The sequence below is a fragment of the Pseudomonas sp. 2995-1 genome (assembly GCF_002742505.1).
GTDB classification, from domain to species: domain Bacteria; phylum Pseudomonadota; class Gammaproteobacteria; order Pseudomonadales; family Pseudomonadaceae; genus Aquipseudomonas; species Aquipseudomonas sivasensis.
On the sequence record NZ_LJSA01000249.1, the window covers coordinates 129,904 to 150,117 of the forward strand.

The 20,214-nt window shown below is 59.3% G+C and carries 19 protein-coding genes and 1 riboswitch; of the genes, 12 read left to right on the plus strand and 7 right to left on the minus strand.

All coding sequences use genetic code 11. The features are described 5' to 3' along the window. The first annotated feature begins 83 nt into the window (after nucleotides 1-83). Complete coding sequence (locus tag AOA61_RS03400) at nucleotides 84-371, plus strand: PA4642 family protein (RefSeq protein ID WP_095183854.1); 288 nt, start codon at nucleotides 84-86, stop codon at nucleotides 369-371. 55 nt (nucleotides 372-426) lie between these two features. On the opposite strand, the gene mqo is transcribed toward AOA61_RS03400, so the two are convergent. Continuing rightward, the gene (mqo, locus tag AOA61_RS03405) at nucleotides 427-1,935 is read right to left on the minus strand and encodes a malate dehydrogenase (quinone) (protein ID WP_032886295.1); all 1,509 of its coding nucleotides are present in this window, start codon (nucleotides 1,933-1,935) and stop codon (nucleotides 427-429) included. A gap of 728 nt (nucleotides 1,936-2,663) precedes the next feature. Continuing rightward, on the minus strand, nucleotides 2,664-2,897 hold the full coding sequence (locus AOA61_RS03410; protein ID WP_099601143.1) for a hypothetical protein: 234 nt from the start codon (nucleotides 2,895-2,897) through the stop codon (nucleotides 2,664-2,666). Between the two features lie 194 nt (nucleotides 2,898-3,091). On the opposite strand from AOA61_RS03410, the gene AOA61_RS03415 reads away from it, so the two are divergent. Further along, entirely contained in the window at nucleotides 3,092-3,679 is a 588-nt protein-coding gene (locus AOA61_RS03415) for a YajG family lipoprotein (RefSeq protein ID WP_032886297.1), read from the plus strand. Nucleotides 3,680-3,736: 57 nt separating this feature from the next. Here AOA61_RS03415 and AOA61_RS03420 read toward each other — a convergent pair whose 3' ends face one another. Further along, nucleotides 3,737-3,946 (minus strand): hypothetical protein, encoded by a 210-nt coding sequence (locus AOA61_RS03420; RefSeq protein WP_032886298.1) that lies wholly within the window; start codon nucleotides 3,944-3,946, stop codon nucleotides 3,737-3,739. A 183-nt stretch (nucleotides 3,947-4,129) separates the two neighbouring features. Here AOA61_RS03420 and AOA61_RS03425 point away from each other — a divergent pair, with 183 nt between their 5' ends. Further along, nucleotides 4,130-4,387, plus strand: coding sequence for a hypothetical protein (locus tag AOA61_RS03425; protein WP_095184310.1), 258 nt, complete (start codon nucleotides 4,130-4,132; stop codon nucleotides 4,385-4,387). Between the two features lie 120 nt (nucleotides 4,388-4,507). On the opposite strand, the gene AOA61_RS03430 is transcribed toward AOA61_RS03425, so the two are convergent. Further along, nucleotides 4,508-5,671 carry a 1-acyl-sn-glycerol-3-phosphate acyltransferase gene (locus AOA61_RS03430; protein WP_177326426.1) on the minus strand — a complete coding sequence of 388 codons (1,164 nt, stop codon included), beginning with the start codon at nucleotides 5,669-5,671 and terminating at the stop codon, nucleotides 4,508-4,510. A 132-nt stretch (nucleotides 5,672-5,803) separates the two neighbouring features. Between AOA61_RS03430 and AOA61_RS03435 the strand changes: the two genes are divergently transcribed. The 4 genes from AOA61_RS03435 (at nucleotide 5,804) to AOA61_RS03450 (ending at nucleotide 7,875) form a co-directional block, all read left to right on the plus strand. Continuing rightward, entirely contained in the window at nucleotides 5,804-5,986 is a 183-nt protein-coding gene (locus tag AOA61_RS03435; RefSeq protein ID WP_081797681.1) for a CPXCG motif-containing cysteine-rich protein, read from the plus strand. Between the two features lie 11 nt (nucleotides 5,987-5,997). Then, the gene (locus tag AOA61_RS03440) at nucleotides 5,998-6,258 is read left to right on the plus strand and encodes a DUF2007 domain-containing protein (protein ID WP_095183856.1); all 261 of its coding nucleotides are present in this window, start codon (nucleotides 5,998-6,000) and stop codon (nucleotides 6,256-6,258) included. Nucleotides 6,259-6,294: 36 nt separating this feature from the next. Beyond that, the gene (locus AOA61_RS03445) at nucleotides 6,295-6,915 is read left to right on the plus strand and encodes an SOS response-associated peptidase (RefSeq protein ID WP_099601144.1); all 621 of its coding nucleotides are present in this window, start codon (nucleotides 6,295-6,297) and stop codon (nucleotides 6,913-6,915) included. Between the two features lie 141 nt (nucleotides 6,916-7,056). Next, on the plus strand, nucleotides 7,057-7,875 hold the full coding sequence (locus tag AOA61_RS03450; RefSeq protein WP_099601145.1) for a M48 family metallopeptidase: 819 nt from the start codon (nucleotides 7,057-7,059) through the stop codon (nucleotides 7,873-7,875). Nucleotides 7,876-8,010: 135 nt separating this feature from the next. Here AOA61_RS03450 and AOA61_RS03455 read toward each other — a convergent pair whose 3' ends face one another. From AOA61_RS03455 to AOA61_RS03465, 3 genes are all read right to left on the minus strand, one after another. Further along, the gene (locus tag AOA61_RS03455; protein WP_005784895.1) at nucleotides 8,011-8,595 is read right to left on the minus strand and encodes a TMEM165/GDT1 family protein; all 585 of its coding nucleotides are present in this window, start codon (nucleotides 8,593-8,595) and stop codon (nucleotides 8,011-8,013) included. Between the two features lie 89 nt (nucleotides 8,596-8,684). After that, a riboswitch (yybP-ykoY riboswitch) is annotated at nucleotides 8,685-8,804 on the minus strand. A 51-nt stretch (nucleotides 8,805-8,855) separates the two neighbouring features. Beyond that, complete coding sequence (locus AOA61_RS03460) at nucleotides 8,856-9,854, minus strand: class I SAM-dependent methyltransferase (protein WP_099601146.1); 999 nt, start codon at nucleotides 9,852-9,854, stop codon at nucleotides 8,856-8,858. Nucleotides 9,855-9,884: 30 nt separating this feature from the next. After that, nucleotides 9,885-10,850 (minus strand): 2-hydroxyacid dehydrogenase, encoded by a 966-nt coding sequence (locus AOA61_RS03465; protein ID WP_099601147.1) that lies wholly within the window; start codon nucleotides 10,848-10,850, stop codon nucleotides 9,885-9,887. 84 nt (nucleotides 10,851-10,934) lie between these two features. Between AOA61_RS03465 and AOA61_RS03470 the strand changes: the two genes are divergently transcribed. The 5 genes from AOA61_RS03470 to AOA61_RS03490 all read left to right on the plus strand — a co-directional run bounded on the left by AOA61_RS03470 (nucleotide 10,935) and on the right by AOA61_RS03490 (nucleotide 20,084). Beyond that, nucleotides 10,935-11,567, plus strand: coding sequence for a LysE family translocator (locus AOA61_RS03470; RefSeq protein WP_099601148.1), 633 nt, complete (start codon nucleotides 10,935-10,937; stop codon nucleotides 11,565-11,567). Nucleotides 11,568-11,829: 262 nt separating this feature from the next. Beyond that, nucleotides 11,830-13,512 (plus strand): fatty acid--CoA ligase, encoded by a 1,683-nt coding sequence (locus AOA61_RS03475; RefSeq protein ID WP_095183859.1) that lies wholly within the window; start codon nucleotides 11,830-11,832, stop codon nucleotides 13,510-13,512. Nucleotides 13,513-13,842: 330 nt separating this feature from the next. Then, nucleotides 13,843-15,717 (plus strand): DUF1302 domain-containing protein, encoded by a 1,875-nt coding sequence (locus tag AOA61_RS03480; protein ID WP_099601149.1) that lies wholly within the window; start codon nucleotides 13,843-13,845, stop codon nucleotides 15,715-15,717. A 30-nt stretch (nucleotides 15,718-15,747) separates the two neighbouring features. Next, nucleotides 15,748-17,112, plus strand: a complete 1,365-nt coding sequence (locus AOA61_RS03485; protein ID WP_032886307.1) for a DUF1329 domain-containing protein — start codon at nucleotides 15,748-15,750, stop codon at nucleotides 17,110-17,112. 242 nt (nucleotides 17,113-17,354) lie between these two features. Beyond that, complete coding sequence (locus tag AOA61_RS03490) at nucleotides 17,355-20,084, plus strand: LuxR C-terminal-related transcriptional regulator (RefSeq protein WP_099601150.1); 2,730 nt, start codon at nucleotides 17,355-17,357, stop codon at nucleotides 20,082-20,084. The last annotated feature ends 130 nt before the right edge of the window (nucleotides 20,085-20,214 follow it).

The following is a 20,214-nucleotide window of genomic DNA, read 5'->3' on the forward strand; positions in this document are numbered from 1 at the left end:
ATTGGTTCTTCAGCGCTTTCGAAGCCCGCGGCTCGCAGGTAGACTTCAAACCCCGTGTAAATGTCTGCAGGCTGGAGTCGGTAATGCGTAAAGATAAGAAACAGGTGATTGGCGATGAGATCGGCGACGATCAGATCAAGTTGTTCCTGGACTTCGAGCCGGTCGACGCGACTTCACCGTCCCTGCACAAACTGATCAAGGCCTATCGTGGCCTGCGTATCGACGACTTTGAGCGCTTCCTGGGCTTTTTCAAGGAAGCCGGCCTGGACCTGGATGGCAAGGATGAGCATGGGCAGACCTTCGTTGATCTGATCAAGGATCAGCGCAACGCGGACGATTACATCGAGCTGATCAAAAACGCTCGCGGCTGATTATCCCGGCCACAAAAAAACGCCCCGAGGGGCGTTTTTTTATTGCAGCCAGGCCTCAAGCGTAGCTTTCGGCCTCGTTGCTTTGCTCAACCAGTTCCAGGCTGATGTTGTTCTGCGTGTTGATCTTGCGATACAGCTCGGCATCAGTCTCAAGCACTTTTTCCCGGGCAGGGAAGATCTCGTGCAGCTTGGCTGCCCACTCACCGGCGGCTTTGGCCGGGAAGCAGCGCTCAATCAGTTCCAGCATGATCGACACCGTCACCGAAGCACCTGGGGATGCGCCCAGCAGCGCCGCCAGCGAGCCGTCTTTGGCCGCTACCAGCTCGGTGCCGAATTGCAGCACGCCGCCTTTTTTCGGGTCTTTCTTGATGATCTGCACCCGTTGGCCGGCCACTTCAAGACGCCAGTCTTCGGCTTTCGCCTCAGGGTAGAAGCGACGCAGGGATTCCAGGCGTTGTTCCATGGACTGACGCACTTCGCTGACCAGGTACTTGGTCAGGTCCATGTTGTCGCGGGCCACGGCCAGCATCGGTCCGATGTTGCTGGCACGAATCGACATCGGCAGGTCTAGGAACGAGCCGTGCTTGAGGAACTTGGTGGTGAAACCGGCGTATGGCCCGAACAGCAGGGATTTCTTGCCATCCACTACACGGGTGTCGAGGTGCGGCACCGACATCGGTGGCGAGCCGACGGCGGCCTGGCTGTAGACCTTGGCCTGGTGGTGCTTGACCACTTCCGGGTTGTCGCAACGCAGCCATTGGCCGCTGACCGGGAAGCCGCCGAAGCCTTTACTTTCTTCGATGCCCGAAGCTTGCAGCAGCGGCAGCGCCGCGCCACCGGCGCCGAGGAATACAAACTTGGCGTCCACCTCACGGCTGGTACCGCTGTTGACGTCCTTGATGCTCACGGTCCAGCCGGCGCCGTTGCGCTTGAGGCCGGTCACGCGCTTGCTGTACTTGACCTGGGCATCCGGGGAGCTGGTCAGATGGCTAAGCAGCTGATTGGTCAGGGCGCCGAAGTTGACGTCGGTGCCATTCATTACGCGAGTGGCAGCGATTTTTTCGTCGAGCGGGCGGCCCGGCATCATCAGCGGCATCCATTCGGCCATTTCGCTGCGGTCTTCGGTGTAGTGCATGTCCGAAAACGCGTGGTGCTGGCTGAGGGTTTCAAAGCGCTTCTTGAGGAAGTCCACGCCTTTGTCGCCCTGTACGAAGCTCAGGTGCGGCACCGGACTGATAAAGGACTTGGACGAGCCAAAGGTGCCCTTTTTGGTCAGGTACGCCCAGAACTGCTTCGACACCTCGAACTGAGTGTTGATGTGCACGGCTTTCTTGATGTCGATGGAACCATCGGCGGCCTGCGGCGTGTAGTTCAGCTCGCACAGACCGGCATGACCGGTACCGGCGTTGTTCCATGGGTTGGAACTCTCCGCTGCACCCGAATCCATCAGCTCAACGACTTCCAGCTTGAGGCCGGGGTCGAGCTCTTTGAGCAATACGGCCAGGGTGGCACTCATGATGCCGGCCCCTACCAGTACTACGTCGACTGCTTCGTTATGCGCCATTTAACGCGTCTCCAAAATCTGCAGCACCAAATTGACGGCATGGCTGCCAGGAGTGACGGGGCGGTTCACGTGTTGCCCCAGGTTACCCATGGCCAGGATCGCCATGTCCGTTTCGCAATTCTTTGCAACTTCGGCGCACGCTTCCTGCCCGGCCTAATCTGCCTATGAACGCATTCATGGGCGCCTGTGGCAATTCGACTTATGGTCAAAGCGTGCGATTCGTGCAATCAATCCGTAGCGGACAGGCTCAAGCTCCGGTTGTTGAGGAGTACTCAGTCCTGTGTGGTTGGGCTGTTCCAGACGCTGATGGTGCTTTTACAAACGCCAAACTATTCATTTGCTCGCCACACTCTTGTGAAGTTGTGAAAACCCGTTTTTTCACGCTCTTTTGAAGACGTGAACCTCAAAAAAGGGCTGCCTCAGCCTGGCACTTGGCCCGCAAGACATCTGCCGACACGCGGCAATACGGGCAAACAACTCAAGTGGCCGAGCGCAATGGCAGCTCTGGCAGATTCGGTAAAGGCGGGTGGTTTGCAAAGGAAACAGCAAGCGCGCCAGCTTCACTCGATCTGTGTGGGCGGCTCTCTGTGGGCGATTCTTGGAGTTAATACCGAGGCATTAACGATGCTGCGAGGCCCGATCAGGAGACGTCCTTATAATCGGGGGGAGATTGTAGCGAAGAACGTCAGGGAAATGGGCGTGTTTTATGACTTTTATTAGGTCTTCGGTCAGGCGGCCAACGGCTGGTGCCGCGGCGACCGCGCCGGGCGTGGGCTGACACGGGCGCCGGCGGGCAGCGGGTGGTGCATCCAGCTCAGGCGGATTTCATCAATTTCTACCCAGCCGTCGCCCAAAGGCGGCTGGCTGCACTCTTTAAAGGCCTGGCAGCGGCCTTGCGCATCAAGCCGGGAGAACTGGCGAAGGGCAGGTTTGCGCGTAAACAGCGTCCAGAGAAAATGCATGGCGATAGACCTCCTGAGATTGAGGCCAAGCATGCCTTGCGAGGATGACGAGCCCATGTAACGGCTATTACATATCGGTGACAGCGAACCGCTGTCGAGCCGACGAGTCATAGGTTGTAACTGACGCTAGTTCCCTGCGGGGGCGCCCCGTTATACTGCCGGCCTGTCGGTACCTGATTTCTGGAGAGAAGCGCATGTTGCAACGCCTGTTGTTCGGTTTGATCACTGTGACCAGTTTGACCTTGGTTGGCTGCGCCAACAGCCCGCAACAACTGAGCCCGCAACCGAAGCTCACCACGCAGTTGGCGCCAGTGGGTCATGGTCAGCCGGTGTCGGTGCGTGTTGTGGATGGTCGTCCTTCGCCAACGTTGGGCTCTCGCGGGGGCTTGTACCCGGAGACCGCGCTTATCTCGGTGACTGGTCAGGACGTGCTGCCCAAGTTGCAAGCTCAGGCCGAAGCCGCCGTGCGCCTGCTGGGCTTTACCCCGAGCGCCAACGCGCCGGGCGCTCCTCAGTTGACCATCACCTTGGCTGAGCTGAAGTATCAGTCGCCTAAAGAAGGTCTCTATGTGACAGAAGCCGCCATCGGCGCAACCTTCAAGTCCGATGTCACCGCGGGCACCCGTCGCTATAGCGGTCGTTACGGCGCATCGTTGAACCAGCGTTTCGGTATGTCGCCGAACCAGGAAACCAACACCAAGCTGGTCAGCGACGTCCTGAGCGACGCCTTGACTCGCCTGTTCAAGGATCCAAGCATCGGTTCATTGCTCAGCTCGCAGTAACCGTCCAAATAAAAACCGGGCTCAGTCATGTGCCCGGTTTTTTTTTCGTCTGCAGTTTCACGCGGCGGTGTCGATACAGAAGTCCAGCAGGCTCACACCCGTCAACAGGTCGGCCTCTGGCGAGTCTGCATGCTGGTGCCCGCCAAGGGCGCAATAGACCAGCCAATGGCGGTCCTGCACGTTGAACGCCAGGCTGCCGACCAGCGCCTCCTGCTCATCGCTTTGAGCAATTAGATACAGCCGATCCTGGTTGTGCGCGTGCAGCATGACAAGCTCCTGAGTGTTCGAAGGGCAACAGAGTGGCTTGTTAAGGTGACGTTCAGGTGACGCCGTAAATTACTGGATACATTAGCCGTCCATGGAAGATGGAGCGGTTTGGCGCTGGCCGCCACTACCGTTCAGGTTGATATCGGAACCGATACCCAGACACCGTTTCACCCGAGGTTTGCGATGGCGCTGCCCGCACTGTTGATCAATGTTGTGGCTTTATTGGTGGCCTGCTCCGGTGCAGCGCTGCTCTCCATCACCCGCCTGCGCGAGCAGCGCGCCATGGCTGACCTGGCTGCGCAAAGTGAAGCGCGCGCGATCGATCAGCCCATGCTGTTCCTGGATGCGCGTACGGAGCGGGCAAATCGTGTGGCTTACCGCATCGGGTTCGCCTGCCTGGTGCTGGCGCTGGCTATTTCCTGGCTCAGCACCCGAATCTAAAACACGGCAGAACCAATGTAAGAGGGGGCTTGCCCCCGATAGTGGTGTGCCAGCCAAGTATTCATTAGCTGACTCACCGCTATCGGGAGCAAGCCCCCTTCCACATTTTCTGATCGGTGTTTACAGCGGGATTCCGGCCTTGACCCGATATTGATTACGCACCGGCGTCGCATATTGCACCACCAAAAATGGTCGGTGTTCCGCCGGGCATTCGTTCAAGCGCCGTTCCCACTCAGCTTTCGCCTTCGCCAGCTCATCGGCCGGGAACACTTCGGCCGCCTTTGGCACCTGCAATTGCGGGTCGGCGTCGGCCCACTGGGCGTACGCCAGGTAGTGCACCGGGAATAGCCGATAACCGCCGAGAATTTGCCGATCCATTTCCACGGCCAGCACTTTGGTGTCTTCGAAGCGCTCGCTAATGGGCGGCGCGAAGTTGATGTGCACGCGGCCTTTGTAGCCGGTGATGCCCAGGGCAATGCTCACGTCATCTTCACCCTGTGCCTTGACGTAGGTCCCGGTGGTGGCGCGGATATACAACTCGCGGGCCTTGGCTGCATCGCACGGGTCGTACTCGTAGCTGATGGATACCGGCGTCAGGTTCAGTGACTGGATCACCTCGGCAAACGGCTCGTCCTTGCGGCTGACATGGAACATCTTGAGGATGGCTGACTCGGTGCGGTCATCCCCATCCTTGGCGCGGCCTTCGGCCTGGGCGATCCAGATCGACTGGCAGTCGTTGCGTATCGAATGATTGATGTAGGCCGATAGCAGGTTGAACGCCGCCATCTTCTCCTTTCGCCCGGTGATCGAGCGGTGCACGATAAAGCTCTTGTTCAGGCGCATCAGGTCGCTGACAAACGGCTTTTGCAGCAAGTTGTCGCCGATGGCGATGCGTGGCGTCGGCAGGCCGGCGTGGTACACGGCATAGTTGACGAAGGCCGGGTCCATCACGATGTCGCGGTGGTTGGCCAGAAACAGGTAAGCGGTACCGGATTTGAGCTGTTCGACGCCTGTGTAGGTAACGCCATCGGTCGCCCGGTCAATGGTATGGTCGACGTAGTACTCGACTTTGTCCTGCAGCGTAGCCACGGTGGTGACGCCGGCAAATTCACGGCGCAGCTTGCGGGCAATCATCGGCTTGAGCAGCCAGCCCAGGGCGCCGGCAAAGCGCGGGAAGCGGAAGTGGGTCAGGATGTCCAGAAAGGCCTTGTCACTGAACAGTCGGTCCAGCACTGCCGGGACTTCGCTGTCGTTGTAAGGTCGGATGGTATCGAATTCGCCCATCATGCTCTCTTGTTAGAAACGGCTAGGGTAAGTAGAGGAAATATCAGGGTGCGGCCCGAGTAATGGGCTCGGCCGGAAATAGCCCTGTAAATAGACCGGCGATTATACGCACAAGTCACCTTGGAGGCTGCGATGCTGGAAACTACGACGTACGATTGTCCTTATTGTGGTGAAACGGTAGAGACAGCGGTGGATTTATCCGGCGGTGATCAGACCTACATAGAAGATTGTCAGGTGTGTTGCCGACCGATTATTTTCGACCTGCAGGTCCATGGTGAAGAGTGGATGCTTGAAACCCGCAGTGAAAACGAATAACAGGCAAGCTCATGCAGCGAATCTACGAACCGGAAAACCTGATGGAAGGCGAGCTGCTGCAGCAGATGCTCGCCAGCGAAGGCATCGAAGCACATTTGGTGGGGCGCCATTTGCTCGGCGGCACCGGCGAGCTACCGATCTTCGGTCTTCTGGGTTTGGAAGTAGACAATGACCGGGCGGCTGATGCCCGGGAGCTGATTACTGCCTATATCGGGGCGCAACCGCTGCCGGGTGATGAACCCGACAGCTTCCCCGACGTGCTGGTCTGTTAGGCTGTCGGCCGGTTTACCCAAGAGTCGTGTTGCCCCATGTGTGGACGTTATGCCCTGTTTCGCTGGAATCCCTCCTTTGCTGCCTTGCCAGGCTTTCCGGCTGACCAGCAGGCCCAGTGGAACATCTCCCCGAATGATTCGGTGCTGATCCAGCGCCTGAGCGACGGCCATCACACCCTGGCCCGCGCCCGTTGGGGCCTGACGCCGCCCTGGCTGACCGACCTTTCCCGCACCCCGGCCCATGCTCGCGCCGAAACCCTCGCCGAGCAGCCGATGTTCCGCGAGGCCTTTCGCCAGCGCCGCTGCCTGCTGCCCGCCAATGGTTTTTATGAATGGCGCGGCACACAGCGCAAACGCCCGTACTGGCTGACGCCGGGGGAAGGCTCTACGTTGTTTTTTGCGGCGATCTGGGAGGCCTACCCGGTGCAGGAACAAGTGTGGTTGAGCACGGCGGTGGTGACCCAGGCGGCCCAGAGCCAGCGCCGGCCGCTGATTCTTGATGCTGCAGGGCAGGTCGCCTGGCTCGATCCCGAGACGCCTTTGCATGTGCTGCAAGGTCTATTGGCCAGTGAGCCCATCCCACTGCGCGAGCGGGTCCTGGCTAATATGGTCAACGATCCCAAGCTCAATGGGCCGGAGTGCCTGACTCCGGCCTAAACCTGAAGGCGCCGTGGGATGTATCCGAAATTCCGCGGTTACGCGTCTGTTGTATCTGGCGCTGATACAAATGAGCGCCTACGATACGCGCCATGTTTTGAGGGCGTTTTTCAGGGCGTCTTTTTCAGGGAGAGAGTGTTGATGAAAAGAACATTGGCGGTAAGTGTATTGGCTGCGGCGATGCTGCTGGCTGGGTGTCAGTCGGTCAATACCACCAGCGGCGGCGCCGTTGGGGTTGAGCGCAAGCAATACATGTTCAGCATGCTGTCGAGTCAGGAAGTCGACCAGATGTATGCCCAGTCCTACCAGCAGACGCTGGGTGAGGCCAGTACCAAAGGCCAGTTGGACAAGACCAGCGTCAACGCCAAGCGCGTGCAGGCAATTGCCAAGCGTTTGATCGCCCAGGCGCCCACCTTCCGTCCTGATGCAGCGCAGTGGAAGTGGGAAGTGAATTTGATCAAAAGCGATGAGATGAACGCCAACTGTGGGCCTGGCGGCAAGATCTTTGTGTACAGCGCACTGATCGACAATCTCAAGCTTACCGATGACGAGTTGGCAGCAGTGATGGGCCATGAAATCGCCCACGCCTTGCGCGAGCACGGTCGTGAGGCAATGTCCAAGGCGTACGGTATCGAGATCGCCAAGCAGGGTGCTGGTGCGTTGTTCGGTTTGGGTCAAGATAGCCTGGCATTGGCGGACACGGTCGCCAACTACGGCATGACCTTGCCCAACAGCCGCAGCAATGAAAACGAAGCGGACCTGATCGGCCTGGAGCTGTCGGCTCGCGCCGGCTACAACCCGAATGCGGCCATCACGCTGTGGAACAAGATGGCCAAGGCATCGGAAGGCTCGCCACCGGAGTTCATGAGTACTCACCCGGCGTCGGACAGCCGAATCGCGTCCTTGCAGGCGGCGATTCCTAAGGTGATGCCGTTGTATCAACAGGCCAAGAAGTCCTAAGGCTGATGAAGATCCAAATGTGGGAGGGGGCTTGCCCCCGATGGTGTTGGGTCAGTTAGCAGATGCATTGACTGATCTACTGCTATCGGGGGCAAGCCCCCTCCCACATTGGATTGGGTTTGCAGGCTTAGATCCTTAGATCCAGCCGCTGCTCTGCATGGCCTTGTACACCGCCACGATCGCCAGGACAAAAAACGCCGTAGCCGCCAGTCGACGAATCAACGTCAGCGGCAGTTTCTCCGCCGCGAAATTCCCCGCCAGAACCACCGGTACGTTGGCAATCAACATGCCCAGAGTGGTGCCGATAATCACCAGCCACAGCTCCGGATATTGCGCGGCCAGCATCACCGTGGCGATCTGAGTCTTGTCACCGATTTCCGCCAGGAAGAATGCAATCAGCGTGGTCAGGAACGGCCCGAACTTGCGCGTGGTACTGGCTTCGTCATCGTCGAGTTTGTCTGGCACCAGAGTCCACAGCGCAGTGGCGCAGAAGCTCGCTGCGAGGATCCAGTGCAACACCGCATCCGAGAAGAAACTGCCAAACCAGGCCCCCACTGCGCCGGCAGCCGCATGGTTGGCCAGGGTCGCGGCGACGATGCCGGCGATGATTGGCCAAGGCTTGCGGAAGCGAGCAGCGAGAATAAGTGCGAGCAGTTGCGTCTTGTCGCCGATTTCGGCCAAGGCAACGATTGCGGTAGGAACGAGTAATGAATCCAGCATCAGGTAAGTTTCCAGGGGCGGGTCGACACGGCTATGACACGTACAGCCTTCCCGCCCCGGGTAAGGTGTGCGTGTCATAGGTCTTGTCAAACCCCGGTCCGTCTGTGCGGACTCCTGGGTCGCATACGCCATGGTCTGTTGACCAAGTATGTTGACGTATGCCGGACGAGCGTGGCGCTCGTGGGAGACTACTCCCCTAGGACGGAGCGGATTCTGCCTAGGCAAAATCCATTCGGCAAGCCTTCTTTTTCAAATAGCCATCAGCCGCGTTTGGCACGGTAGATGCGAAAACCATTGCCCTCGGCCTTGATCGCACACACGCCCAAATGCTCTTCAATCAGCGGTTGGTATTTCAGGAAACTGTTAGCTACCAGGCGAAGTTCGCCGCCTTTTGCCAAGTGTTTCGCTGCTTTTCGCAGCAGGTTCTCGGTGGCGAAATAATCGGTGTGCACACCGACATGGAACGGCGGGTTGCTCAAGATCGCATTTAGACCCATCGGTGCAGCATCGATGCCATCACCGGTGAGCACCTCGGCTTCCAGCCCATTGGCAGCGAGGGTCAAGCGGCTGCTGGCGGCGGCGAAGGCGTCCACGTCCAGCATCGTCACGCTGTTGTGCGGGTAGCGACGTTTCACCGCAGCCCCCAGCACGCCGGCGCCGCAACCAAAGTCCAACAGATGGCCACTCGGCAATTTGTCCAAATGCGCCAGCAACAACGCGGTGCCACGATCCAGGCGGCCATGGCTGAACACGCCCGGCAGGCTCACTACTTTGAGCGGACCTTCGGCCAGTGGCACTTCGAAGACTTGCGCCAGGCTCTCCAGTTCCACTGCTTGCGGCGCGTTGGCAACAGTGATTTGCCACAGCTGGCAATGCCGGGCGTTGTCGAGCTTGCGCGGCTTGCCGAAGGGGATCATCTGCTTGGCGGCACTTTCGATACCGCTTTTTTTCTCGCCGACCAAAAACAGCTCGGCGCCGGGCAGGCGTGCGGCCACGGCGTTGAGCAGGTAGTCAGTGAGGTCCTTGGACTTGGGCAGGAAAATCACCGCTGCGTCGAACTCACGCTCTGGCACATTCACGCCAAATTGGCTGCGTTCCGGGAAGCGTGCGTCGAGCGCCGCCTGGTCACCGGCATGCCAGCACCACCCATGGGCGTTGGGCAGGCGACCCAGCAGGTCGTCGGCGGGCAAGCCCACCAACAGCAGATTGCCTTGAAAAAGTTCGGCCTGACGAAGCAGTACTTCACTGCGCGGATCCATGGTCTGCTCCTTGAAAAGGGGCGCAGTTTATCAACTGACGACGCGCAGCGGGGCGCCGCTGAAAAAGCCCAGGGCGTTTTCCGTCAGTTGGCCGACGATGCGCTGCCGCGCTTCGCGACTGCCCCAGGCATTGTGCGGTGTGACGATCAGCCGGGGAATGTCATCGGCCAGCAACGGGTTGCCGTTGACTGGTGGCTCCACGCTCAGCACATCGGTGGCCGCGCCGCCCAAGTGACCGCTGCGCAAGGCATCCGCCAGGGCCTGTTCGTTGATCAAGCCACCGCGCGCGGTGTTGACCACAAACGCGCCTGGCTTGAGCAGTGCGAGTTCGCGGGCGCCGATAAAGTCGCGAGTGTGCTCGTTGAGTGGGCAGTGGAGGGTGAGTGCGTCCACTTGGGCCAGCAGTTCATCCAGGGGCACGCGGTCGGCACGTGCAGGACGCCCGGGAATGGCCCCAAGAATTACGCGCATGCCAAAAGCCTCGGCCAGCCGCGCCACGGCGCTGCCCAATTCACCATGGCCGAGCAAACCGAGGGTTTTGCCTTCAAGCTCGACGATGGGGTAGTCCAGCAGGCAGAACTGCTTGGCTTCTTGCCATTTGCCTGCGCTCACATCGCGCTGATAGTCCTTTACACGCGTCACCAGGTTGAGCAGCAGCATGATCGTATGCTGCGCCACTGAAGGCGTGCCGTAGCCCTGGCAATTGCTCACCGTGATGCCGTGGGCGCGGGCGGCGTCGAGGTCAACGTTGTTGGTGCCGGTGGCCGATACCAGGATCAGCTTGAGTTCCGGGCAGGCCGCCAGGGTTTCGGTGTTCAGGGCAATCTTGTTGCTGATAACTACTTGGACGCCTTGCAGGCGCGCAATCACATTCAGCGGCGTGGTATCAGAGTACAGCTGCAGGTCGCTGAAGCAGTCTCTCAGACCGCTGAGGTCGAGGTCCCCAAGGTCCAGGGACGGGTGATCAAGGAAGACGGCGCGGCGATTGTTCGTCATCAACTGTACCTTTTGCGACAGGGTTCGAAGGCGTAATCTGCCGAGCCTATCAGATGAAATAATCCGTTACTTAATGGAGTGAGTATGTACGCCGCCGAGTTTTTGACCGTAGCCCTGATTCACCTGTTGGCGGTGGCCAGCCCCGGCCCGGATTTCGCGGTGGTGGTTCGCGAAAGTGTTACTCACGGCCGTCGCGCCGGGACCTGGACCGCGCTGGGTGTGGGCTCGGCGATTTTTCTGCACGTGGGCTATTCGTTGCTCGGTATCGGCCTGATCGTTTCCCAGTCCATCGTGTTGTTCAACGCCCTGAAATGGGCGGCGGCGGCCTACCTGCTGTACATCGGCTTCAAGGCCCTGCGCGCGCAACCGGCCACGCCTGTCGCCGAGGGCGAGTTGCACCGTGAAGCGGGCGAGCGCACCCCGCGCGGCGCGTTTACCGCCGGTTTCGTGACCAATGGCTTGAATCCCAAGGCCACGCTGTTCTTCCTGTCGCTGTTCACCGTAGTGATCAACCCTCACACGCCGCTGGCGATCCAGGCCGGTTACGGTGTGTATCTGGCGGTGGCGACGGCGCTGTGGTTTTGCCTGGTGGCGATGTTGTTCAGCCAGCAGCGCGTGCGCGCAGGCTTTGCGCGGATGGGGCACTGGTTTGATCGGACCATGGGGGCGGTGTTGATTGCAATCGGCGTGAAACTGGCGTTCACGAGCATGAAGTAAACGCGGGTCTCAAGTGAGCACAATCGAATGTGGGGGGCTTGCTCCCGATGGCGGTGGATCAGTCAATACGTGTGTCGACTGAAACACCGCTATCGGGAGCAAGCCCCCTCCCACATTTGACCTCTAGTGTCCCTGGATAATGGCGCAAAGCTAGCATTCACTGGGCGCTGCAAATCATTCCTTTGGCTGATTTAGCTGAAACATAAGCGCTCTACAGTGCAGATCGTTCAGCCAAGACCGTGCAGTCATAAAAGGGATTCGTATGTTGCAGACCCGTGTTATTCCCCCCGCCGAAGGTGCGTACCAATATCCGCTGTTGATCAAGCGCCTGTTGATGTCCGGCGCCCGCTACGAAAAGACCCGGGAAATCGTCTACCGCGACAAGCTGCGTTACACCTACCCGACCCTGATCGAGCGGGTCGCGCGCTTGGCTAACGTGCTGACCGAAGCCGGGGTAAAGGCCGGTGATACCGTGGCAGTGATGGACTGGGACAGCCATCGTTACCTGGAATGCATGTTTGCTATCCCGATGATCGGCGCGGTGATCCACACCATCAACGTGCGCCTGTCGCCGGAACAGATTCTCTACACCATGAACCACGCCGAAGACCGCTTTGTGCTGGTCAACAGTGAGTTCGTGGGCTTGTACCAAGCCATCGCCGGGCAACTTACCACCGTCGACAAGACGCTGCTGCTCACTGACGGTGAATCAAAAACGGCCGAGCTGCCTAACCTGGTAGGCGAGTACGAAACCCTGCTGGCTGCGGCCAGCACCAAGTACGACTTTCAGGATTTCGACGAGCATTCCGTCGCGACCACGTTCTACACCACCGGCACCACCGGTAACCCCAAAGGCGTGTACTTCACCCACCGCCAATTGGTACTGCACACCATCGGGGTGTCGACCATCATGGGCAGCATCGACAGCGTGCGCCTGCTAGGCACCAACGACGTGTACATGCCGATCACGCCGATGTTTCACGTTCACGCCTGGGGCCTGCCGTATGTGGCGACCATGCTCGGCCTGAAACAGGTCTACCCCGGCCGCTACGACCCCGAATACCTGGTGGAGCTGTGGCGCAAGGAGAAGGTCACCTTCTCCCACTGTGTGCCGACCATCCTGCAAATGGTGCTCAACGCCAAGGCCGCCCAAGGCGTCGATTTTGGCGGTTGGAAAATCGTCATCGGTGGCAGCGCCCTCAATCGCACGTTGTATGAGGCGGCGAAGGCTCGTGGGATTCAGCTGACCGCTGCGTACGGCATGTCCGAGACAGGGCCGCTGGTGTCCTGCGCCCACCTCAACGAAGAACTACTGGCCGGCAGCGAAGACGAGCGCATCACCTACCGCATCAAGGCCGGCGTGCCAGGGCCGTTGGTGGACGCGGCAATCATCGACAGCGAGGGCAACTTCCTGCCCGCCGACGGCGAGTCCCAGGGCGAGCTGGTGCTGCGTGCGCCGTGGCTCAGCGAGGGCTATTTCAACGAGCCGCAGAAGGGCGCGGAGCTATGGGCCGGCGGCTGGATGCACACCGGCGATGTGGCCACGCTGGATGCATTTGGCGTGATCGATATCCGCGACCGCATCAAGGATGTGATCAAGACCGGCGGCGAGTGGATCTCCTCCCTGGCCCTTGAAGACCTGGTCAGCCGTCACCCGGCGGTACGCGAAGTAGCGGTGGTGGGCATCGCCGATCCGCAGTGGGGCGAGCGTCCGTTTGCGCTGCTGGTGGTGCATGATGGCCATGTGATAGGGGCCCGCGAGCTCAAGGAGCACCTCAAGCCTTTTGTCGAACTGGGCCATTTGAGCAAGTGGGCGATTCCGAGCCAGATCGCCGTTGTTACCGAAATTCCCAAGACCAGTGTCGGTAAGCTCGACAAAAAACGTATCCGTATTGACATCGTCGAGTGGCAGGCCAACAACAGTACCTTCCTGTCCACCCTCTGAGCTGATTTGCCGTGCCCTCGTGGCACGGCGATGCTCTATCTCGCGCCCTCACTTGTGATTTGCCAATTTTCAGCCATCCTTGCCGCGTCGGCCTTCGCCGACATGGCGAAAGGGCTGTGGCAGACGGGTTGGTGATGCAAATCACACTTTAGAGGGATCAAGCGGTACCCCCTGCTGGCTATAGTCCCACCCAGAGTTTTTCAAGGATGCGTCGCTTCGGGCCATGGAGGTTCAGTTGCCAGGCGGCATTGGAATCGTTGTATTCCGGCCGTTACAAGCATCACAGAAAGAACTCACTGCCATAACAATAATGCACATGGAGTAGCGTCGATGACCTCAGTAAACCAGTTCTGGCGCCGGGCAAGACTGCCCCTGGCCGTCAGTCTCGCCTCTACGCTCGCCGGGCCCGCATTCGGCGTCAGTTTCAATATCGGTGAAATCGAAGGGAGTTTTGACTCGTCGCTTTCGGTGGGGGCGAGCTGGTCGACAGCTAAGCCTGATCGAGACCTCATCGGCGTTAACAACGGCGGCAAGGGGTTGTCCCAGACCTCCGATGACGGTCACTTGAACTTCAAGCGCGGTGAGACCTTCTCGAAAATTTTCAAGGGTATTCACGACCTTGAACTGAAGTACGGCGATACCGGTGTGTTTGTGCGTGGCAAGTACTGGTACGACTTTGAACTCAAGGATGAAAGCCGTGAGTTCAAGGACATCAGCGATAACAATCGCAAAGAGGGCGCCAAGTCTTCTGGTGGTCAGATTCTTGATGCGTTTATCTACCATAACTATTCCATTGCCGATCAGCCCGGCAACGTGCGGTTTGGTAAGCAGGTAGTGAGCTGGGGTGAAAGCACCTTCATCGGCGGCGGCATCAACTCCGTCAACCCGATCGACGTGTCCGCATTCCGTCGTCCAGGGGCCGAGATCAAGGAAGGCTTGATTCCGGTCAATATGTTCTATGTGTCGCAAACCCTGACCGATAACTTGTCGGCAGAAGCTTTTTACCAGTTGGAATGGGACCAGACTGTTACGGATAACTGCGGGACGTTCTTCTCTCAGCCTGATGTTATTTCCGATGGCTGTACCGACAACCTCCGTCTGCTCAGCAAGCGTTCGTTCCTCGCTACTCAGCCCGGCGCGTTGCCGCTGCTGAACAACTTTGGGGTCAACGTCAACGAAGAGGGCGTGTTGGTCAAGCGTGGGCCTGATCGTGATGCGCGCGACAGTGGTCAGTTCGGTGTGGCGTTTCACTATAACTACGAACCGCTGGACACCGAGTTCGGCGCCTATTTCATGAACTATCACAGCCGGGCACCGATTTTCAGTGCGCGTGGCGCGTCGGCCGGGACTTACGCGGCAGCCAATGCCCTGACGCCTACCTCGGCGGTTGGCCTGCGTCCCCTTATCGTTGCAGGCAACTCCAGCTACTTCGTCGAGTACCCAGAGGATATTCGCCTTTATGGTTTGAGCTTCTCCACGACGTTACCTACCGGCACCGCCTGGAGCGGAGAACTCAGCTACCGACCAAACGCACCTGTGCAACTCAACACCACGGACATTCTCTACGCGGGCGTCACTCCGTTGATTGGCCTGGGCGCTGCTTCTCCGCTCAAGGGCGCTGCCGACACCGACCTGAACGGCTATCGTCGTAAAGAAATCACTCAGTTCCAGACAACCTTCACGCACTTTTTCGATCAGGTCATGGGGGCCAGCCGCCTTACGCTGGTCGGCGAAGTGGGTGTGACGCATGTGGGTGGCTTGGAAAGCCGCGACAAAGCGCGTTACGGACGAGACCCTGTGTATGGCCCTGGACAAGGTGCTCTCTGTACAACGCTTAACTCCGGCACGATCACCGGTGCCGGTCCTGGTGCTGATGCCAGCAACCGTACTACCAATTGCAATAATGATGGCTTCACTACCTCAACGTCCTGGGGCTACCGTGGCCGCGCAATCTGGGAATACCCGGATGTCTTTGCAGGTGTGAACCTCAAACCCAACGTGGCGTGGTCCCATGACGTGAGTGGTTATTCGCCAGGTCCTGGTGGCAACTTTGAAGAGGGTCGCAAAGCAGTGAGCCTGGGGTTGGATGCTGAGTATCAGAACACCTATACCGCGAGCCTTGCTTACACCAACTTCTTTGGTGGCGACTTCAACACCTCAAGTGACCGCGACTTTGTCGCCCTCAGCTTCGGCGCGAACTTCTAAGCACACTGTATTTTCAGGAAGAACCAGAACATGAAAATAACCAAAAGTCTGTTGCACGTGGGTGTGCTTGGACTGTCGATCCTGGCGAGCAACGTCATGGCGGCAGTGTCGGCGGATGAAGCCGCCAAGCTGGGTACGAGCCTGACCCCGATGGGCGCTGAAATGGCTGGTAACGCGGCGGGCACTATCCCTAAGTGGTCGCCACTGCCTACCAACGCGGGTGCTGTGGATGCCAAAGGCTTCCTGGCCAACCCATACGCCAGTGAACAACCGCAATTCACCATCACCGCGCAGAACGTCGAGCAGTACAAAGACAAGCTGGCGCCGGGGCAGTACGCGATGTTCAAGCGTTACCCGGAAACCTTCAAGATGCCGGTCTACCCGACCCATCGCGGCGCTACCGTGCCGGCGGATGTGTTCGCCGCCATCAAGAAGAACGCCACCACCACCAACCTGGTGTCGGGCGGCAACGGCCTGGAAAACTTTGAAACCGCCGTACCGTTCCCGATCCCGAAAAGCGGCGTGGAAGTTATCTGGAACCACATCACTCGTTATCGCGGTGGCAGCGTGACCCGCCTGGTGACCCAGGCCACGCCGCAAACCAACGGTTCTTACAGCCTGGTGTACTTTCGCGACCAGTTCGTGTTCCGCGACAAGATGAAGGACTTCGATCCGAAAAACCCGGGCAACGTGCTGTTCTACTTCAAGCAGCAAGTGACCGCGCCGGCACGTCTGGCCGGTGGCGTGCTACTAGTGCATGAAACCCTGGACCAAGTGAAGGAGCCGCGTTCGGCGTGGGTCTACAACGCCGGCCAGCGTCGTGTGCGCCGGGCGCCGCAAGTGTCCTATGACGGGCCGGGTACCGCCGCCGACGGCCTGCGTACCTCCGATAACCTCGACATGTACAACGGTGCGCCGGATCGCTACGACTGGAAACTGGAAGGCAAGAAGGAAATCTACATCGCCTCCAACAGCTACAAGATCGACGATCCGAAACTCAAGTACGCCGACATCATCAAGGCCGGCCACATCAACCAGGACCTGACGCGCTACGAGCTGCGCCGTGTCTGGCATGTGGTCGCCACCTTGAAAGAAGGCCAGCGCCACATCTATGCCAAGCGTGACTTCTTCATCGACGAAGACACCTGGCAAGCGGCAGTGATTGATCACTACGACGGTCGTGGCCAACTGTGGCGCGTCGCCGAAGCCCATGCAGAGAACTACTACGACAAACAGGTGCCGTGGTATGCCCTGGAAACCCTCTACGACCTGCAGTCCGGCCGCTACCTGGCTTTGGGCATGAAGAACGAAGAGAAGCAGGCCTATGACTTTGGCTTCACCGCCACCACCAGCGACTTCACCCCAGCGGCCCTGCGCCAGGACGGTGTTCGCTAAGCGGCACGAGTAACTCAATGTGGGAGGGGGCCTGCCCCCGATAGCGGTGTGACAGTCAGCACGTGTATTGACTGATCCGCCACTATCGGGAGCAAGCCCCCTCCCACTTTTTGTTTGTGGCGATATTTTTTGTCTCAGTTCTTTTTCAGGCAAATGTTGCAAAGATCTACAAAGCTGCTGTTTTTACCGCTAGTCTGCGGACATCTGCAATGCCGACAACAGCCTTCTACAAGAGCCCGGCGATGACTGATCTGTCCCGAATCCAAGGGCCTGCCAGTGCGGTAATCCCGACTCTGGAAGGTCGCTTCTACAGGCCTCCGCTGCCTGACGGCTATGTGCTGCGCCCCCGCCTGTGTGAACGGCTGAGCGCTGGCCTCGAAGGACGGTTGCTGCTGGTCAGCGCCCCGGCGGGGTTCGGTAAGAGTTCGCTGGCGGTGGAGTTCTGCCAGAGCCTGCCGGCTCACTGGCAAAGTCTATGGCTTGGGCTGAGCCCTCGGGACAACGACCCGGGGCGCTTCCTTGAGCGTCTGCTCGAGGGGTTGCAACACTACTTCCCCGCACTCGGCGCTCAATCCCTGGGCTTGCTGAAAATGCGCCAGCGTCACCAGCCCTTTGCCTTTGAAGAATGGCTCGATGGCCTGCTTGATGAGCTCGCGGTTCACCTGTCCACGCGCGCGCCATTATTACTGGTACTGGATGACTATCATCTGGCCCAGGGTCCGGTGCTGGACCGTTGTCTTCAGTTTTTCCTCAACCATTTGCCGGATGGCCTGCTGGTATTGGTCACCAGTCGCCAGCGCCCCGACTGGCATCTGGCACGCTTGCGTCTGTCACGGCACTTGCTGGAGTTGCACGAGCAAGACCTGCGCCTGACCCATGCCGAATCCCAGGCGCTATTGGATCGCCACAGCAGTTCTCTGAGTGGTGAGGCCCTCGACAACCTGATCCGCCGCAGCGAAGGCTGGGTAGCCGGTTTGCGTTTCTGGCTGCTGGCGGCTTCCGAAGCCGGCAACGAAGACGCATTGCCTCAAAGCCTGCACGGTGGAGAAGGGCTGATCCGCGACTACCTGCTGGAGGAGGTGATCGATTGCTTACCACCCGAAGTGCAGGCGTTCCTGTTCGACACTGCGCCCCAGGACCGTTTCTGCAGCGAACTGTGTGACGCCGTGCGCGAAGCTCATGACAGCGCCGAAATCCTGCGTTATCTGCAAGCGCACCAAGTGTTCCTGGTGCCCTTGGACGAGCAGGGCCACTGGTACCGTTATCATCATTTATTCTCCGACCTGCTGCGCACCCGCCGTGCGAGCAGCAATGTATTGCCAGCCGCCAGCCTGCACCTGCGCGCGTGTCGTTGGTTCAACGCCCAGGGTTTGATCGATGAGGCGGTGGAGCAGGCTTTACGCGCCGGGCACCTCGACGTAGCGGCCAACCTGGTGCAGAACCTGTCCGAAGAGCAACTGCTGGCCGAGCAGAATGTCGGCATGTTGCTGCGCTGGAAAATGGACTTGCCCGACAGCCTGCTGATCAGCACACCGCGCTTGATCGTGTTGTACAGCTGGGCATTGGGGCTGGCCTGCCAGTTGGATGCGGCGGAGGAATTGTCCGCGTACCTCAGTCGCTTCCTGCCGGCGCCCTCGGCCACTGCACAGCGCTCAATGCTGGCCCAATGGCTGGCGCTGAGCGGGATTATCGCTCGGGGCCGGGGTGATCGTGAATTGACTCAGCGCTATTGCAGTGAGGCGTTGGAAAGCCTGCCGCAACGGCGTTACGGCCAGCGCCTGGTGTGCCTGTCGACGCTGTCCAACTTGGCCATCGCCGATGGCGATTTGTGGCGCGCCCGTGGCCTGAACCGTGAATCCCTGGAACTGGCGCAGCGCGTCGGCAACCCTTTGTTCGAAGCCCTGGCCCATTACGACCGCGCGCGGGTATTGCAGGCCCGCGGTGAGATCCTGCGTGCCCTTGATGAAGTGCGTCAGGGCCTGCAACGTTTGCAAGGTCTGGCGCCGCAGAGGCTGTATGCGGTGCGTGCGCGACTGTCGTTGTACGAAGGCTATTTGCTGTTAATGCGTAATCAACCTGACGCCGGTATCGCTCACCTGCGGGCGGGTCTGGCCGAGGCGCGCGCCTGTCGCGACATCAGCGTACTGATCGGCCATTGCGTGATCGCCAGCTTCGAAGGGCGGCGCAATGACTTTTCCAAAGCCTTCGCCGAACTCGCCGAAGCCGAACGCTTGATGCATATCTGGGACGTGCCGCCGATCTACTATCTGGCGATGATCACCCTGATCAAATGCGAGCTGTGGCTGGCCCAAGGCCGCACCGACCTGGCCGATGCCTGGTTGACGCGGCTGGGGCAGACTTACAACGGCGAGCATGCTGCCGCTGCGCCAGAATTCCACCCGCATTTGCCGCAACATATCGGGCTGCAACAAGCCGCCCTTGATGCCATTCGTCATCAACCCGACGCTGCTTTGCAACGGCTCGGCGAACTGGCACAACACGCTAATAGCTGTGGGCGGCAGATGATTGCACTGATGGCATTCGCCCAGCAGACGCAGTTGCTGCTGGAATGCGGTCAGGAAGCCAAGGCGCGGCCGGTACTGTCCCGAGCGCTTGAGGCTGGCGCCGGAGGGGCGTTGCAACCTTTCCAGAGGCTGCTGGAAAACCACCCGGACTGGATGCGCGAGCAACTCGGCAAGGATCCCCATGGCTTGCTGAATCAGAGCCTTCTGGCACTTCTGCCTACCGTTGCTGAAGTGCACGCGTCACCTAGTCATGAAAGTCTGAGCGCCCGGGAACTGGCAGTGCTGCAACTCATCGCCCAAGGTTGCTCCAACCAGGAGATCAGCAACCGACTGTTTATCTCCCTGCACACTGTCAAGACTCACGCCAGCCATATCAACAGCAAGCTCGGCGTGGAGCGACGCACCCAGGCGGTGGCGAGGGCGCAGGAGTTGAGGTTGATTGGTTAGCGCTTGACCGTTTGCGGTGAGAGTTTTTTGTGTGAGTAAGCTTCTTGTGGCGAGCGAGCTTGCTTGCGTTGGGCCGCGAAGCGGTCCCAGTCTGTTTTAATAGTGCAATTATCCTGGCGATACTGCCCAA

What these genes read in the sequence shown, in the direction of transcription:
- AOA61_RS03400 (WP_095183854.1), top strand. Translation starts at nt 84, where the DNA reads ATGCGTAAAGATAAGAAACAGGTGATTGGCGATGAGATCGGCGACGAT.
- mqo (WP_032886295.1), bottom strand. Translation starts at nt 1,935, where the DNA reads ATGGCGCATAACGAAGCAGTCGACGTAGTACTGGTAGGGGCCGGCATC.
- AOA61_RS03410 (WP_099601143.1), bottom strand. Translation starts at nt 2,897, where the DNA reads ATGCATTTTCTCTGGACGCTGTTTACGCGCAAACCTGCCCTTCGCCAG.
- AOA61_RS03415 (WP_032886297.1), top strand. Translation starts at nt 3,092, where the DNA reads ATGTTGCAACGCCTGTTGTTCGGTTTGATCACTGTGACCAGTTTGACC.
- AOA61_RS03420 (WP_032886298.1), bottom strand. Translation starts at nt 3,946, where the DNA reads ATGCTGCACGCGCACAACCAGGATCGGCTGTATCTAATTGCTCAAAGC.
- AOA61_RS03425 (WP_095184310.1), top strand. Translation starts at nt 4,130, where the DNA reads ATGGCGCTGCCCGCACTGTTGATCAATGTTGTGGCTTTATTGGTGGCC.
- AOA61_RS03430 (WP_177326426.1), bottom strand. Translation starts at nt 5,671, where the DNA reads ATGGGCGAATTCGATACCATCCGACCTTACAACGACAGCGAAGTCCCG.
- AOA61_RS03435 (WP_081797681.1), top strand. Translation starts at nt 5,804, where the DNA reads ATGCTGGAAACTACGACGTACGATTGTCCTTATTGTGGTGAAACGGTA.
- AOA61_RS03440 (WP_095183856.1), top strand. Translation starts at nt 5,998, where the DNA reads ATGCAGCGAATCTACGAACCGGAAAACCTGATGGAAGGCGAGCTGCTG.
- AOA61_RS03445 (WP_099601144.1), top strand. Translation starts at nt 6,295, where the DNA reads ATGTGTGGACGTTATGCCCTGTTTCGCTGGAATCCCTCCTTTGCTGCC.
- AOA61_RS03450 (WP_099601145.1), top strand. Translation starts at nt 7,057, where the DNA reads ATGAAAAGAACATTGGCGGTAAGTGTATTGGCTGCGGCGATGCTGCTG.
- AOA61_RS03455 (WP_005784895.1), bottom strand. Translation starts at nt 8,595, where the DNA reads ATGCTGGATTCATTACTCGTTCCTACCGCAATCGTTGCCTTGGCCGAA.
- AOA61_RS03460 (WP_099601146.1), bottom strand. Translation starts at nt 9,854, where the DNA reads ATGGATCCGCGCAGTGAAGTACTGCTTCGTCAGGCCGAACTTTTTCAA.
- AOA61_RS03465 (WP_099601147.1), bottom strand. Translation starts at nt 10,850, where the DNA reads ATGACGAACAATCGCCGCGCCGTCTTCCTTGATCACCCGTCCCTGGAC.
- AOA61_RS03470 (WP_099601148.1), top strand. Translation starts at nt 10,935, where the DNA reads ATGTACGCCGCCGAGTTTTTGACCGTAGCCCTGATTCACCTGTTGGCG.
- AOA61_RS03475 (WP_095183859.1), top strand. Translation starts at nt 11,830, where the DNA reads ATGTTGCAGACCCGTGTTATTCCCCCCGCCGAAGGTGCGTACCAATAT.
- AOA61_RS03480 (WP_099601149.1), top strand. Translation starts at nt 13,843, where the DNA reads ATGACCTCAGTAAACCAGTTCTGGCGCCGGGCAAGACTGCCCCTGGCC.
- AOA61_RS03485 (WP_032886307.1), top strand. Translation starts at nt 15,748, where the DNA reads ATGAAAATAACCAAAAGTCTGTTGCACGTGGGTGTGCTTGGACTGTCG.
- AOA61_RS03490 (WP_099601150.1), top strand. Translation starts at nt 17,355, where the DNA reads ATGACTGATCTGTCCCGAATCCAAGGGCCTGCCAGTGCGGTAATCCCG.